Below are 13,962 nucleotides of genomic sequence, written 5' to 3'. Positions count from 1 at the left end.
TAGCGGTAGTATGTTAATATTTTTTGACAGAAAAACTATCTAAACCTCTATACTTGCTCCTTTTTCATTCAGATAATCTTTCTGTTCTTGGTGCCTATTTTTTAATGTTTATTGAGTCAATATTTTATTTATGGATCTGTCTAACAACAAAACTGATTTTTCTAACTTACTTTCTTCTATTGACGTTAATGTACTTGTCGAGCGCATTACTCAGCAAAACAGCGACCTAGCAAAAACATCTACTAAGTCAGAATGTTCTGACAGTAATAAATGCTTAAAAGAATGGAAACGTCAGTGGCAAAAACTGTCTAGCATCAATCTTGAGTACGGTCGTCAAGCAGTAGAAGCGACTGATAGCGAGCGTGCAGCTACTGATTGGCTGATAAGTCTGTTCAATACATTGTTCAGTGAGCAGCAGGTCGTATTGGTCCGTAGTAATAGTGAGCCTGAATACTTTCCTATTCAAGGTAATCAACCTGCCAGAATCGAATTCGCCCATGGTTTTTTTGCAAGTGCTTTGCATGAAATCAGTCATTGGTGTGTGGCTGGTGAGGCTCGTAGGCGACTACCTGATTTTGGCTACTGGTATGCCCCAGACGGTCGAACAGCAGCTCAGCAGCAGGCATTTGAGCGTGTAGAAATCAAGCCGCAAGCACTAGAGTGTCTATTTACTCTAGCATGTGGGCGACATTTTCAAGTCTCACAAGATAACTTGTTTGCTGACTTTGACACTAGCGAGAGTGCATTTGCTAATGACGTCTATCAACAAGTAGAAACCTATCTTGAAAATCCAAAAATTTTACCACGTGATGCTAAGACATTACTCAGCACCCTACTCCGTGCTTGCAAAGATAAATAATATCAAACGCCAATAAGGCTTTTATTTGAGCTACTCATTTTTTTGGTGTTAACGATTTTCTACGATTGGTAACGCCTTACCACTAAAGCTCTATTGGCTTTGAGCTATACTGATAATTGAAATAGCATTTTTGAGTAGATTGCATTAGCAACATACGAAGTAGTGTTCAGCGACACTACTTCTGATTAAATTAGCTTTAACCAGCTGACAAATTATTTGTATTAATAAAAAAACCAATAACTATAAAATAAGGAATTATTATGGAAGTACTCTATATTCATCCAGAAAATCCGCAGCCACGTCTCATCGAACAAGCTGCCAATATGCTACGCAAGGATCAACTGATCATTTATCCAACAGATACCAGTTATGCTTTTGGTTGTCGGTTGGGCGCAAAGGACGCCTTGACTAAGCTAAAGCAAATTCGCGAGCTTGATGACAAGCATCAATTTACTTTGTTATGCCGTGATCTTAGTGAGATTGCAAACTACGCTACAGTCGACAATGTACAATTTAAACAGCTTAAAGCGCATACGCCAGCGCCAATTACTTTTATTCTCAATGCTACAAAAGATGTGCCTAAGAAACTCGCCCACGCAAAAAAGAAAACGATTGGTATTCGTGTGCCTAGCAATCCTATTGCCCAAGCGCTATTGGAAGCGATGGATGAACCTATTTTGACCAGTTCTTTGATTCTTCCTGATAGAGACGATATTTTAGATGATCCGTTTGAAATTGAAGACTTGTTAGGTAATCAAATAGACGGTCTTATCAATGCAGGCATAAAGACAACCAAACTTACCACCATTGTAGACATGACCAATAGTCAGCCTGAAGTGATTAGACAGGGTGCTGCTGACGTTGATTCATTGTTGCTTTAAACAGATAACAATTAACCAAATTCTAGATAAAAAAAAGCTCCAATTGAATTGGAGCTTTTTTATGAAATATATCTATGGTGCAAAACTAGTCGCGATCAACCAATTCTACATAAGCCATTGGCGCATTGTCACCATCACGGTAACCACACTTTACGATACGCAAATAACCACCTGGACGCGTCTGGTAACGAGGACCTAACGTGCCAAATAATTTGCCTACCATAGCTTTGCTACGCATACGGCTGAATGCCAAACGACGGTTAGCAACGCTGTCTTCTTTAGCCATAGTGATCAATGGCTCGGCAACGCGACGTAGTTCTTTAGCTTTTGGTAAAGTTGTTTTGATCAGTTCATGCTCAAATAATGAGTTAGTCATGTTCTGAAACATTGCCTTACGATGACTGCCGGTACGACCCAGCTTGACTCCACTCTTACGATGGCGCATAGTCAAAAATCCTTAAAGTTTAACGGCTACGATAAGAAAAGCGATCATCAACACGTAAATCAGCTGGTGGCCAGTTATCTAGGCGCATACCGAGCTCTAAATCTTTAGACGCTAATACGTCCTTGATTTCTGTTAATGATTTCTTACCAAGATTTGGGGTTTTTAGAAGTTCAGTCTCTGAACGCTGTACCAAATCACCGATATAGTAAATGTTTTCAGCTTTCAAGCAGTTGGCTGAGCGAACCGTTAGTTCAAGATCGTCCACAGGGCGTAATAGCACCGGATCAACCTCTTCTTTTTCTTTCACAGGCTCAGGCGCTTCTTCAGCTTCTAGGTCAACAAAGATAGAAATCTGTTGCTGTAAAATAGTTGCTGCTTTACGAATTGCTTCTTCTGGATCTATAGTGCCATTAGTTTCAAGCTCAACGATAAGACGATCAAGATCAGTACGCTGCTCAACGCGAGCGTTCTCAACCTGATAAGCAACACGTAGCACAGGACTAAAACTTGCATCAAGCTTTAAGCGTCCAATTGCTCTAGTATCACCATCTTCACGGCGCTGGTTTGCTGGCTCATATCCACGACCCATCACTACGCGCAAACGCATCTTAAGATGACCACGGTCGCTCAATGTACCCAAAACCAATTCTGGATTGATAATATCAACATTGTGCGGTAACGCGATGTCTGCAGCAGTAATAGTGCCTGGACCTTGTTTATCCAAGGTCAAAAATACTTCATTTTGGTCATGAAGCGTAATTGCCAAACCTTTTAAGTTCAAAAGCAAGTCAAGTACATCTTCTTGTAGCCCTTCAAGCGTAGAGTATTCATGGTCAACACCATCAATCTCAGCTTCAATGACTGCAGCACCAGGTAATGAAGATAACAAGATGCGACGCAGAGCATTACCTAGGGTATGCCCAAAGCCGCGTTCTAACGGTTCGAGCGTGACTTTCGCAATCGTTTCATTAACCGTATCCACATTAATGGCATTCGGCGTTAGAAACTCAGTTGCATTTAGCATCATGATGTCACCTCGATTTATTAAACTGGTTTAATTAACGTTGAGTGCTCAATGTTATTTTCATAACATTGAGCATTACGTTATTACTTAGAGTATAGCTCAACGATCAAGCTTTCGTTGATTTCAGCAGGTAGATCAATACGATCAGGCGCTTTTTTGAACGTGCCCTGTAATTTGCTGTGATCAACATCAAGCCATTCTGGAATGCCACGTTGTAACGCTAGTTCAATAGCGTTTTTAATACGTAGCTGTTCGCGAGACTTCTCTTGGATAGCGATGACATCACCATCTTGAAGCTGAATTGATGGAATGTTCACACGAACAAACTCATCACGGCCAGCTTTCTTTACCATTACGGTACGATGGCTAACTAGTTGACGTGCTTCAGCGCGAGTTGAGCCAAAGCCCATGCGATATACAACGTTATCTAGACGGCTCTCAAGCATAGCTAAAAGGTTTTCACCAGTAGCACCGCGCTTACGAGCAGCTTCTTTGTAGTAGTTAGCGAACTGACGCTCTAATACACCATAAATACGCTTAACTTTCTGCTTTTCGCGCAGCTGTAGAGCGTATTCTGAGGTCTTGTTACGGCTTACACCGTGCTGACCTGGTGGACGACCAGCTTTTTTCGTTTTTACGTCATATGGTTTAACGCCAGACTTAAGACCTAAGTCTGTACCTTCACGACGTGATAATTTCAGTTTTGGTCCAATATAGCGGGCCATTGTTATGTCTCCTATAAGCTTTTGGAATAAAAAGCTTCGTCTTTAATATTAGACGCGGCGCTTTTTCGGCGCACGGCAACCATTGTGTGGGATTGGGGTTACATCAGAGATGCTGTTAACTTTATAACCCAATGCACCTAGTGCTCTTACCGCAGACTCACGACCCGGTCCTGGTCCTTTGACCAAAACGTCGATATTCTTAACACCGTATTCTTGAGCCGCTTTACCAGCGACTTCAGCTGCAACCTGAGCTGCAAATGGTGTAGATTTACGTGAACCACGGAAGCCTTGTCCACCTGAAGTGGCCCAAGCCAATGCATTACCTTGACGATCGGTAATCGTAACAATGGTGTTATTAAAAGACGCATGGATATGGGCAATGCCCTCCGATACTGAACGACGAGTCACCTTTTTGCGACTGCGAGTGTCTTTTGCCATCTTTTAGCTTCCTAAGTTAATTATCTTTTGAGAGGGCGTGTCGGACCCTTACGAGTACGAGCGTTGTTCTTGGTATTCTGACCTCTAACTGGTAGGTTACGACGATGGCGGATGCCACGGTAACAACCAAGATCAACTAAACGCTTGATATTCATTGAAACTTCACGACGAAGGTCACCTTCAGTCATGTAGTTTGCAACTTGTGCACGGATAGCATCTAACTGTGTATCATCTAACTGGCTAACTTTAGTAGTAGGGGCAATGCCAACTGCTTCTAAGATTTTCTGAGCAGTGGTACGACCTACACCAAAGATGTAAGTTAGTGAAATAACAGCATGCTTATTATCCGGAATGTTTACGCCGGCAATACGAGCCATTGATTTCTCTCCATTAAAGAAAAATAAGCGTTATTTATCAATAAGGCATTATTTTTCAGAATTGTTGCTGTTGATACTACACACTCTATAATAACTTTTGATACTAGGATTTAGTAAAATCCTGTACTTAAAAACCATTATAAAACATTCTGTATAAACACGGCAAGTGGCGGATGATATCCCATCCGCCGTTATTTTTCAAGTATTAATTTATATAGTAATAAAAGTTTAAAACTTTATGATACTAGATATTAACCTTGACGTTGCTTGTGGCGCGGTTCTGCCGTACAAATGATATGTACACGGCCTTTACGGCGCACAACTTTACAGCTACCACAAATCTTCTTAACTGATGCTTGAACTTTCATAGCATGCTCCTTGAAATATCGTACCGCTCATTAAGGTTGAGTGGGCGATTGAATTAACGTCTGATCATGATATTGATGGGTCATCAAATGCGCTTGAATCTGCGAGATGAAGTCCATTACCACAACCACCATAATCAGTAGCGACGTACCACCAAGTTGAAACGGTACACCAAACGATGACTGGACGACCATTGGCATTAAACAAATAACCGTCATATACATCGCGCCAATAAAGGTCAGTCGGTTTAATACATGATCGAGGTAACGCTGAGTTTGTTGTCCTGGGCGAATACCTGGGATATAAGCACCACTACGTTTAAGGTTTTCTGCTACTTCACGAGGGCTAAATACTAATGCCGTATAAAAATAACAGAAGAAAATAATCATTGCACCGAACAATACTAAATACAACGGCTGTCCTGGAGACAACACCAATGCCATATTTTGCAATATTTTTTGTACAAAGGTAGGGTCAGTTGATTGACCTACCCACTGCCCTAAACTTGCAGGAAACAACAATAAAGAACTTGCAAAAATAGCTGGGATAACCCCTGCCATATTAAGCTTCAACGGTAAATGTGACTGCTGCTGAGCGTAAATTTTGCGGCCTTGCTGTTGTTTCTGAGCATAGTTAACAGGGACACGGCGCTGAGCACGTTCAATATAAACAATACCTGCAGTTACCGCAATTCCCAGTAATACAAAAATAAATAGTACAATCAAGTTCATCTGACCTTGATTGACCTGTTCGATAGATTGCGAAATCATACCTGGTGTACCAGCCACAATACTCGCAAAAATGAGCATTGAAATACCGTTACCAACGCCACGTTCTGTAATCTGCTCACCGAGCCACATCAAGAACATTGCGCCCGCTACTAATGAAGTAACAGCTGGAATATAAAAGGTCAAACCAGATGATAAAGTAAGGTTTTGGCTGATCAAACCAGCACACATTCCTAATGACTGTACTAGTGCTAAAGCAAGCGTTCCCTGACGGGTGTACTTGTTTAGCTTACGTCGTCCTGCTTCACCCTCTTTTTTGAGAGCCTCAAGCGATGGCAATACTGCAGACATCATCTGTACAATAATCGATGCTGAGATATATGGCATAATGCCAAGTGCCATGATAGACATACGCTCTAGCGCACCACCTGAGAACATATTAAACATGCTCAAAATGGTGTTTTCGTTGCGCGAAAACAGATCAGCCAAGTTGACCGGGTTAATACCCGGCACTGGAATATGTGACCCTAAACGATAAACAATCAATGCGCCGATTAAGAATAATAAACGCGACCATAACTCATCATACTTACGTATAAATGCGAATGGATTAAGCGGTATACCAGTCGATGACATTGATTGTTTTGACACGTTACTACTCCTCGATGCTACCACCAGCAGCTTCGATCGCTTGCTTAGCACCTTTAGTCACTTTGATACCTTTAAAGGTATAAGCTTTGGTGACTTCGCCTGATAGCATAACACGGGCACGCTTCATGTCGTGACGGACAAGGTTAGCAGCTTTAAGTGTCTCAAGGCTAACCACATCACCATCAATTTTATTCAGTTCAGAAAGACGTACTTCAGCAGTCTTCATAGCCAGTTTACTGGTAAAACCAAATTTTGGTAGACGACGATATAAAGGCATTTGACCACCTTCAAATCCTGAGCGAACGCTAGAACCTGAACGAGATTTCTGACCTTTTACACCACGACCACCAGTCTTACCAAGACCTGAACCGATACCACGACCACGACGTTGGGCAGTTTTCTTTGCGCCAACACCTGGTGATAATTCATTTAATCTAAGACCCATTACGCTTCCTCCACTTTTACCATGTAGTTAACGCGATTAACCATGCCACGTGTTGAAGGAGTATCTTCTACTACAACAGTGTGATTAATGCGGCGTAAACCCAATCCTTTCAAGCTCGCTTTGTGGCTCTTTAGGCGATGGGCACCCGATTTAAATTGAGTGACTTTCATTTTTTTCATCGTAACTCACCTAGTCTAAGTTAACCCAAGATTTCGTCTACAGATTTACCACGTTTAGCTGCCATCTTCTCTGGAGTTGACATATCACGTAAACCGTTAAACGTTGCACGAACAACGTTAGCAGTATTGGTAGAACCATAACATTTAGTCAAAACATCTTTGACACCAGCAACTTCTAATACAGCACGCATTGCGCCACCAGCGATTACGCCAGTACCTTCAGATGCAGGTTGCATATAGACTTTACTAGCACCATGACGTGCTTTGATCGGATGATACAAAGTTGCATCATTTAATTCAACAGTTATCATATTGCGTTTAGCAGCTTCTAGTGCTTTTTGGATAGCAGCTGGCACTTCACGTGCTTTACCACGACCAAAACCAACGCGGCCATTACCATCACCCACTACAGTCAATGCAGTGAAAGAGAAAATACGACCACCTTTAACAACTTTTGCAACGCGATCAACGGTAACTAAGCGTTCTACTAGACCGTCAGTCTGTTCATTTTTATCATTTTTATCATTTCTAGCCATGATTAAAACTCCAATCCGTTTTCGCGAGCAGCTTCTGCTAAAGCTTTAACTCGACCATGATATTTGAAACCACTACGGTCAAAGGCAACTTTAGTAATGCCAGCTGCTTTTGCGCGTTCTGCGATCATTTGGCCTACAGACGTTGCTGAATCAGCATTACCAGTCGCGCCTGAACGCAAGCTGTTGTCTAAGGTAGATGCCTGAGCAATCACTTCACCACCATTTGGAGAGATAATCTGGGCATAAATATGTTTTGACGTGCGGTTAACCGTTAAGCGATGAACGCCTAAGAAACGGATATGTGCGCGTGTTTTCTTAGCTCGACGCAGACGAGCTGCTTTTTTATCAAACATTTCAACTCACCTTATTTTTTCTTAGCTTCTTTGCGAATCACATGCTCGTCACTATAACGAATACCTTTACCTTTATAAGGCTCAGGTGGGCGGAAACCACGGATATTAGCCGCTGCTTGACCAAGCTGCTGTTTATTGTTTGATTTCAAAACAATTTCAGTTTGCGTTGGGGTTTCAGCTGACACACCTTCAGGTAACGTGTACTCTACTGGATGAGAGTAACCAACGTTTAGAGTTACCTTGTTACCAGCAACTTGAGCACGATAACCAACACCAATTAACTGAAGACGTCTTTCAAAGCCTTCGTTGACGCCTTTAACATAGTTGTTAATAAGAGCGCGCATGGTGCCAGTGTGCATCATAGCTTCTTTTGAATCGACTGTAGGTGAGAAAATGATAGCATCATCTTCCTGTTTCAGCTCGACCAATTCATGCAGGTGTAAAGACATAGTACCGTTCTTGCCTTTAACTTCGACCTGCCGATCGTTCAAAGTAACGCTTACGCCGTTAGGCAGCGTCACTGGGGCTTTAGCCACACGAGACATAGGAATATTCCTTAAAAAATTTAACTTCTTTATATTAGCGAAAAAACTAACAGGCTAAAAAGCGTGTTAGTTTAGCATAGTTGACTATGTTAGACACCTATCAATTTGAAATAATTTAACATTACTCAATCAATAGAAGCCTAACACTCATCAAGTAGACTTCATCGTCGTATAGCTTACGCTACAAATGCGACGATTTCACCACCGATACCAGCAGCGCGTGCAGCACGATCGCTCATGATACCTTGGCTAGTAGATACGATAGCAACACCCATACCTTGCTTAACAGTAGGGATTTCATCTTTACCGCGGAACTGGCGTAGACCAGGACGGCTATAACGTTGAATAGTTTCGATGACAGCACGGCCTTCGAAATATTTCAATTCAATAGTAAGGGTCGCTTTGTTGTTTTCTTCTTCAGCAACAACAGCGCTAGCCACATAACCTTCGCTAACTAGCAAATCAGCAATTGATTTACGTAATTTAGAGCTCGGCATTGCTACCGATACTTTGTTAGCCATTTGTGCGTTACGGATACGGGTTAGCATATCCCCAACGGTATCTTGCATACTCATATAGTTACTCCTTACCAGCTTGCTTTACGAACACCAGGCACATCGCCTTGCATGACACGCTCACGCAGCATATTGCGTGATAAGCCAAACTTGCGGAAGTAACCGTGAGGACGACCGGTGATAGCACAACGATTACGCAGACGTACTGGTGATGAATTACGTGGAAGAGCTTGTAGCTCTAACATCGCTTCCATACGAGCTTCGTCACTTGCAGTCATATCACTGATAGTTTCTTTTAGCTTGATACGCTTTTCAGCATACTTAGCAACCATTTTTTCGCGCTTTAATTCGCGGTTAATCATGCTCTTCTTTGCCATAACGTCTTTACCTTATTTAAATGGGAAGCCGAATGCTTTAAGCAACGCACGACCTTCTTCATCAGATTGAGCTGACGTGGTGATAGTCACATCCATACCACGGATACGATCAATCTTGTCAAAATCTACTTCTGGGAATACGATTTGTTCTTTGATACCCAATGAGTAGTTACCACGTCCGTCAAAGGCTTTAGGTGAAAAACCGCGGAAATCACGAATACGAGGAATTGCAATGGCAACGAGACGATCTAAAAATTCGTACATTTGCTCACCGCGTAGCGTTACTTTACAACCAATTGGCCATTCTTCACGAATCTTAAAGCCAGCGACTGATTTACGCGCTTTAGTGACAACAGGCTTTTGACCAGCAATAGCGGTCATATCAGCTACAGCACCTTCAAGCAATTTCTTGTCTTGAGACGCGCCACCCACACCCATGTTAAGTGTGATTTTAGTGATTTTCGGCACTTGCATCACGTTACCCAAACCAAGTTCTTCTTTGATTTGTTGCTTTAGTTCATCGTTATATAAAGATTTTAATCTTGCCATTACCATTACACCCTTAGTGTCTTACGCAGTCGCCACTACTTCACCGTTTGAACGATAGACGCGTTGTTTCTTGCCGTCTTCGCCAAACTGATAAGTAATACGGTCTGCTTTTTGGGTTTGCGCATTTAAGATTGCGACATTTGAAATATGCAGAAAAGCTTCTTGCTTAAGAATGCCACCTTCAACGCCAGTTGCCTGATTTGGCTTCTGATGTTTAGTAACAATATTAATGCCTTCAACTTTAATACGATCATTTTTTACAGCTTGTACAGTACCTTGCTTGCCTTTGTCTTTCCCAGCAATCACGATAACTGTATCGCCTTTACGTAATTTTGACATGGATTACCTCACAATACTTCTGGTGCTAGTGATACAATTTTCATAAACTGATCACCACGTAGTTCACGAGTTACCGGTCCAAAAATACGAGTTGCAATCGGCGCTTTGTTTTGGTTTAACAATACCGCAGCATTGTCATCAAAACGTAACACAGAACCATCAGGACGACGAACGCCTTTTTTGGTACGTACAACTACTGCATTCATCACGTCGCCTTTTTTAACACGACCGCGAGGAATGGCTTCTTTAACCGTTACTTTAATAATGTCGCCAACTGATGCATAACGACGATGAGAACCACCCAGTACTTTAATGCACTGAACTCGCCTTGCACCGCTATTGTCTGCAACTTCCAGCATTGACTCAACCTGAATCATAGCGTTACTCCACACGTATGAGCAATAAAAACCAGTTGCTGCCGCTAGCACAGAATGAGTAGACGGCATTTTAATAGAAATAGCCGCGACTTACTCTTCATGTGAGTGATATACGCTCGGCGCAATCAGCATCCTTAAAAAGGCGGCTATTTTAACAGCTTCTGGCTTTTAATGCAATTTACTTAGATTTTTTCTACTTTTTCAACCACATCAACTAAAGTCCAAGACTTAGTTTTTGAGATTGGACGCGTTTCTTTGATACGGACAAGGTCACCTTGTTGGCAAACGTTGTTCTCATCATGTGCTTTGATTTTAGTAGAACGACGAAGCTGCTTGCCATACAAAGGATGACGAACCAGACGCTCAATCAAAACTGTGATGGACTTGTCCATCTTATCGCTGACAACTCGTCCTGTCACTACGCTAGCATTGGTAGCTGTTTGATTGTTATCGCTCATGAGTCGCCTCGTTGTTTCTCGTTAATCAAAGTCTGAAGCTGGGCAATCGTACGACGATTGTCTCTAACTTCATGGGTATTACCCAACTGACCAGTTGCTTTAGCCATACGAATACGGAAAGCATCAAGTTGCTTTTCATCAAGTAACTGGGTCAGTTCTTCTAATGATTTATCACGTAATTCACTGATCTTCATTACATTATCGTCCGCTTAACAATGGTAGTTTTAAAGGGCAGTTTTGCTGCAGCAAGCGTTAAAGCATCGCGAGCAAGCTCTTCAGATACCCCTTCAATTTCATATAGCACTTTACCAGGCTTGATTTCGCATACCCAATACTCGACTGGACCTTTACCTTTACCCATACGTACTTCTAATGGTTTGTTGGTAATTGGCTTGTCTGGGAATACACGAATCCAAATCTTACCGCCACGCTTAATTTTACGAGTGATGGTACGACGTGCTGCTTCAATTTGACGAGCTGTCATACGACCACGCGTCAATGATTTTAGACCAATTTGTCCGAATGCAACGGTGCTTCCACGATGAGCTAGCCCAGTGTTACGACCTTTGTGCATTTTACGAAACTTGGTACGTTTTGGCTGTAACATAGTTTAACCTCTGTCTGAGTTTCGACGGTTTCCACGACCACGGCGTTTTGGCGCACGAGTCTGCTCTTCTTTGACGGGATTGTAAACGCTATTCATACCGTCAAGGATTTCGCCACGGAAAATCCAAACTTTAACACCGATGGTGCCGTAAGTTGTCTCTGCACGAATTGACGAGTAGTCAATATCAGCACGAAGTGTATGCAATGGCACACGGCCTTCACGATACCATTCGCTACGAGCAATCTCAGCACCGCCAAGACGACCAGACAGCTCAACTTTAATACCTTTAGCACCAGAACGCATGCTGTTCTGTACGGCGCGCTTCATCGCACGGCGGAACATAACACGACGCTCAAGCTGGCTACCGATACCGTCTGCTACCAAACGTGCATCAAGATCAGGTGACGTGATTTCTTCAATGTTGACCTGAGCAGGTACGCCCATAATTTTGGTCAATTCTTTTTGAAGTCTTTCGATATCTTCGCCTTTCTTACCGATAACGATACCAGGACGCGCAGTGGCGATGGTGATCTTAGCAGCGCCAGTAGGACGCTCGATCATGATGTTGCTGATCATTGCGTTATCTAGCTTCTTGCGTAGATATTCACGAACTTGAATATCGTTGATTAGGTATTCTGAGTATTGTTTAGGGTTAGCATACCAGTTTGCGTTATGCTTTTTTACAACACCAAGACGAATTCCGATTGGATGTACTTTTTGACCCATAACTTATTCTCCTACCTTTATAGTGATGTGACAAGTACGCTTACTGATACGATCAGCGCGACCTTTGGCACGTGGTAGGATACGTTTTAGCGTAATGCCTTCATCAACATAGATAGTAGCGACTTTAAGGTCGTCGATATCTAGGCCGTGATTATGTTCGGCATTGGCGATGGCTGAGTTAAGACATTTCTTAACAAACACAGCGCCTTTTTTATTGCTATACGTTAGGATATCCAAAGCACGCTCAATAGATTTGCCACGAACTTCATCAGCAACGAGTCTAACTTTTTGTGCCGATATGGCGGCACCGCGTAATTTTGCAGTTACTTCCATGGTAAGCACCTTATCTCTTAGCTTTTTTGTCAATGCCATGACCACGATACGTACGAGTCGGGGCAAATTCACCTAGTTTATGACCAACCATCTGCTCACTTACGATAACCGGTACATGAGTACGGCCGTTGTGGACAGATAAAGTTAAGCCAACCATTTGTGGTAGGATCATCGAGCGGCGCGACCAAGTTTTAATTGGCTTGCGTGAGTTGGTGTCTAATGCATTCTCAACTTTAGCAAATAAGTGCGCGTCTATGAATGGACCTTTTTTCAATGAACGAGGCATGAAATTCTTCCTTTATTTCTTCTTGGCGCGACGGCGGATGATCATGTTGTCAGTACGCTTATTGTGACGCGTTTTAAGTCCTTTAGACTTCTGACCCCAAGGGCTAGTTGGATGGCGACCTTTGTTACGACCTTCACCACCACCATGTGGGTGATCAACCGGGTTCATAGCGACACCACGAACTGAAGGACGAACACCACGCCAACGTGAAGCACCAGCTTTACCAAGTGATTTCAAGTTGTTTTCAGTGTTAGAAACTTCACCAATAACAGCACGGCAATTTACGTGTACACGGCGTGTTTCGCCAGAGCGTAGACGTATAATAGCGTAGATACCGTCACGGCCTAATAACTGAACGCTAGCACCCGCAGAACGAGCCATCTGTGCACCTTTACCGATTTTAAGCTCGATATTGTGAATCACAGTACCCAATGGGATGTTTTTTAGCGGTAGGCAGTTACCTGGACGAATTGGAGACGTCTCACCTGACATTACAGTATCACCAACTGCTTGTTTCTTAGCAGCAATGATGTAACGACGTTCGCCATCAGCATACTTAAGTAGTGCAATATGTGCAGTACGGTTAGGATCGTATTCAATACGCTCTACCGTTGCCGGGATATTGTCTTTAGTACGTTTGAAGTCGATAATGCGATAATGTTGCTTATGACCACCGCCAATGTGACGAGTAGTGATACGACCATTATTGTTACGACCACCTGACTTACTTTTTGATTCTAGAAGCGCTGCATAAGGACGACCTTTATAAAGGTGTGGATGCACCACTTTTTCAACAAAACGACGGCCTGGTGATGTTGGCTTTGCTCTTACGATAGGCATGAG

At 42.6% G+C, this 13,962-nt stretch carries 26 protein-coding genes; 2 read left to right on the top strand and 24 right to left on the bottom strand.

Annotated features, from left to right (window positions below):
- Positions 1-130: 130 nt before the first annotated feature.
- Both ACTXGL_RS11285 and ACTXGL_RS11280 read left to right on the top strand, forming a co-directional pair.
- Positions 131-859, top strand: coding sequence for an elongation factor P hydroxylase (locus ACTXGL_RS11285; protein WP_443526870.1), 729 nt, complete (start codon positions 131-133; stop codon positions 857-859).
- Positions 860-1,119: 260 nt separating this feature from the next.
- Entirely contained in the window at positions 1,120-1,740 is a 621-nt protein-coding gene (locus tag ACTXGL_RS11280) for an L-threonylcarbamoyladenylate synthase (RefSeq protein ID WP_319052276.1), read from the top strand.
- An 85-nt stretch (positions 1,741-1,825) separates the two neighbouring features.
- Here the strand turns inward: ACTXGL_RS11280 and rplQ are convergent, their stop codons facing one another.
- The 24 genes from rplQ to rplB form a co-directional block, all read right to left on the bottom strand.
- Positions 1,826-2,185 (bottom strand): 50S ribosomal protein L17, encoded by a 360-nt coding sequence (rplQ, locus tag ACTXGL_RS11275; RefSeq protein ID WP_021813387.1) that lies wholly within the window; start codon positions 2,183-2,185, stop codon positions 1,826-1,828.
- Positions 2,186-2,204: 19 nt separating this feature from the next.
- Positions 2,205-3,212: a DNA-directed RNA polymerase subunit alpha gene (locus ACTXGL_RS11270; protein WP_201599219.1), complete on the bottom strand. Its 1,008-nt coding sequence runs from the start codon at positions 3,210-3,212 to the stop codon at positions 2,205-2,207.
- 80 nt (positions 3,213-3,292) lie between these two features.
- A complete protein-coding gene (rpsD, locus tag ACTXGL_RS11265) occupies positions 3,293-3,934 on the bottom strand; it encodes a 30S ribosomal protein S4 (RefSeq protein WP_443526869.1) in 642 nt (213 codons plus the stop codon).
- Positions 3,935-3,982: 48 nt separating this feature from the next.
- The gene (gene rpsK, locus ACTXGL_RS11260; protein ID WP_045454458.1) at positions 3,983-4,372 is read right to left on the bottom strand and encodes a 30S ribosomal protein S11; all 390 of its coding nucleotides are present in this window, start codon (positions 4,370-4,372) and stop codon (positions 3,983-3,985) included.
- 20 nt (positions 4,373-4,392) lie between these two features.
- Positions 4,393-4,749: a 30S ribosomal protein S13 gene (rpsM, locus tag ACTXGL_RS11255; RefSeq protein WP_021813384.1), complete on the bottom strand. Its 357-nt coding sequence runs from the start codon at positions 4,747-4,749 to the stop codon at positions 4,393-4,395.
- Positions 4,750-5,000: 251 nt separating this feature from the next.
- Positions 5,001-5,117, bottom strand: a complete 117-nt coding sequence (gene rpmJ, locus ACTXGL_RS11250) for a 50S ribosomal protein L36 (protein ID WP_010196721.1) — start codon at positions 5,115-5,117, stop codon at positions 5,001-5,003.
- A gap of 30 nt (positions 5,118-5,147) precedes the next feature.
- Positions 5,148-6,479, bottom strand: a complete 1,332-nt coding sequence (gene secY / locus ACTXGL_RS11245) for a preprotein translocase subunit SecY (RefSeq protein ID WP_443526908.1) — start codon at positions 6,477-6,479, stop codon at positions 5,148-5,150.
- A gap of 19 nt (positions 6,480-6,498) precedes the next feature.
- A complete protein-coding gene (rplO, locus tag ACTXGL_RS11240; protein ID WP_443526868.1) occupies positions 6,499-6,939 on the bottom strand; it encodes a 50S ribosomal protein L15 in 441 nt (146 codons plus the stop codon).
- The gene (gene rpmD / locus ACTXGL_RS11235; RefSeq protein WP_057758718.1) at positions 6,939-7,118 is read right to left on the bottom strand and encodes a 50S ribosomal protein L30; all 180 of its coding nucleotides are present in this window, start codon (positions 7,116-7,118) and stop codon (positions 6,939-6,941) included. The genes rplO and rpmD overlap by 1 nt, the downstream gene beginning before the upstream one ends.
- Before the next feature lie 20 nt (positions 7,119-7,138).
- On the bottom strand, positions 7,139-7,654 hold the full coding sequence (gene rpsE, locus ACTXGL_RS11230) for a 30S ribosomal protein S5 (protein WP_010196711.1): 516 nt from the start codon (positions 7,652-7,654) through the stop codon (positions 7,139-7,141).
- 2 nt (positions 7,655-7,656) lie between these two features.
- Positions 7,657-8,007, bottom strand: coding sequence for a 50S ribosomal protein L18 (gene rplR / locus ACTXGL_RS11225; RefSeq protein ID WP_319052273.1), 351 nt, complete (start codon positions 8,005-8,007; stop codon positions 7,657-7,659).
- A gap of 11 nt (positions 8,008-8,018) precedes the next feature.
- Positions 8,019-8,552 (bottom strand): 50S ribosomal protein L6, encoded by a 534-nt coding sequence (rplF, locus tag ACTXGL_RS11220; protein WP_201599217.1) that lies wholly within the window; start codon positions 8,550-8,552, stop codon positions 8,019-8,021.
- A 176-nt stretch (positions 8,553-8,728) separates the two neighbouring features.
- Positions 8,729-9,127, bottom strand: a complete 399-nt coding sequence (gene rpsH / locus ACTXGL_RS11215) for a 30S ribosomal protein S8 (protein WP_319052272.1) — start codon at positions 9,125-9,127, stop codon at positions 8,729-8,731.
- Positions 9,128-9,138: 11 nt separating this feature from the next.
- Positions 9,139-9,444 carry a 30S ribosomal protein S14 gene (rpsN, locus tag ACTXGL_RS11210; protein WP_193006033.1) on the bottom strand — a complete coding sequence of 102 codons (306 nt, stop codon included), beginning with the start codon at positions 9,442-9,444 and terminating at the stop codon, positions 9,139-9,141.
- A 12-nt stretch (positions 9,445-9,456) separates the two neighbouring features.
- Complete coding sequence (rplE, locus tag ACTXGL_RS11205; protein ID WP_443526867.1) at positions 9,457-9,993, bottom strand: 50S ribosomal protein L5; 537 nt, start codon at positions 9,991-9,993, stop codon at positions 9,457-9,459.
- Positions 9,994-10,014: 21 nt separating this feature from the next.
- Positions 10,015-10,332, bottom strand: coding sequence for a 50S ribosomal protein L24 (rplX, locus tag ACTXGL_RS11200; protein WP_011279796.1), 318 nt, complete (start codon positions 10,330-10,332; stop codon positions 10,015-10,017).
- An 8-nt stretch (positions 10,333-10,340) separates the two neighbouring features.
- On the bottom strand, positions 10,341-10,709 hold the full coding sequence (rplN, locus tag ACTXGL_RS11195) for a 50S ribosomal protein L14 (RefSeq protein WP_010196702.1): 369 nt from the start codon (positions 10,707-10,709) through the stop codon (positions 10,341-10,343).
- Positions 10,710-10,891: 182 nt separating this feature from the next.
- Positions 10,892-11,167, bottom strand: a complete 276-nt coding sequence (gene rpsQ / locus ACTXGL_RS11190) for a 30S ribosomal protein S17 (RefSeq protein WP_319052270.1) — start codon at positions 11,165-11,167, stop codon at positions 10,892-10,894.
- The gene (gene rpmC / locus ACTXGL_RS11185; protein WP_102094164.1) at positions 11,164-11,361 is read right to left on the bottom strand and encodes a 50S ribosomal protein L29; all 198 of its coding nucleotides are present in this window, start codon (positions 11,359-11,361) and stop codon (positions 11,164-11,166) included. Before rpmC ends, rpsQ begins: the two co-directional genes overlap by 4 nt.
- Entirely contained in the window at positions 11,361-11,774 is a 414-nt protein-coding gene (rplP, locus tag ACTXGL_RS11180) for a 50S ribosomal protein L16 (RefSeq protein ID WP_025644399.1), read from the bottom strand. The genes rpmC and rplP overlap by 1 nt, the downstream gene beginning before the upstream one ends.
- A 3-nt stretch (positions 11,775-11,777) precedes the next feature.
- Positions 11,778-12,500, bottom strand: a complete 723-nt coding sequence (gene rpsC / locus ACTXGL_RS11175) for a 30S ribosomal protein S3 (RefSeq protein WP_057758704.1) — start codon at positions 12,498-12,500, stop codon at positions 11,778-11,780.
- A gap of 3 nt (positions 12,501-12,503) precedes the next feature.
- Positions 12,504-12,833, bottom strand: coding sequence for a 50S ribosomal protein L22 (gene rplV / locus ACTXGL_RS11170; RefSeq protein ID WP_021813373.1), 330 nt, complete (start codon positions 12,831-12,833; stop codon positions 12,504-12,506).
- 10 nt (positions 12,834-12,843) lie between these two features.
- Positions 12,844-13,119 (bottom strand): 30S ribosomal protein S19, encoded by a 276-nt coding sequence (gene rpsS, locus ACTXGL_RS11165; RefSeq protein WP_010196682.1) that lies wholly within the window; start codon positions 13,117-13,119, stop codon positions 12,844-12,846.
- A gap of 12 nt (positions 13,120-13,131) precedes the next feature.
- Positions 13,132-13,959 (bottom strand): 50S ribosomal protein L2, encoded by an 828-nt coding sequence (rplB, locus tag ACTXGL_RS11160; RefSeq protein ID WP_319052269.1) that lies wholly within the window; start codon positions 13,957-13,959, stop codon positions 13,132-13,134.
- Between the last annotated feature and the right edge of the window lie 3 nt (positions 13,960-13,962).

Origin of the sequence: Psychrobacter sp. T6-6, from assembly GCF_052258185.1 — a bacterium.
GTDB lineage: Bacteria > Pseudomonadota > Gammaproteobacteria > Pseudomonadales > Moraxellaceae > Psychrobacter.
Note: the sequence above shows the minus strand (reverse complement) of the source record. Positions and strands in the feature narration are given on the sequence as shown.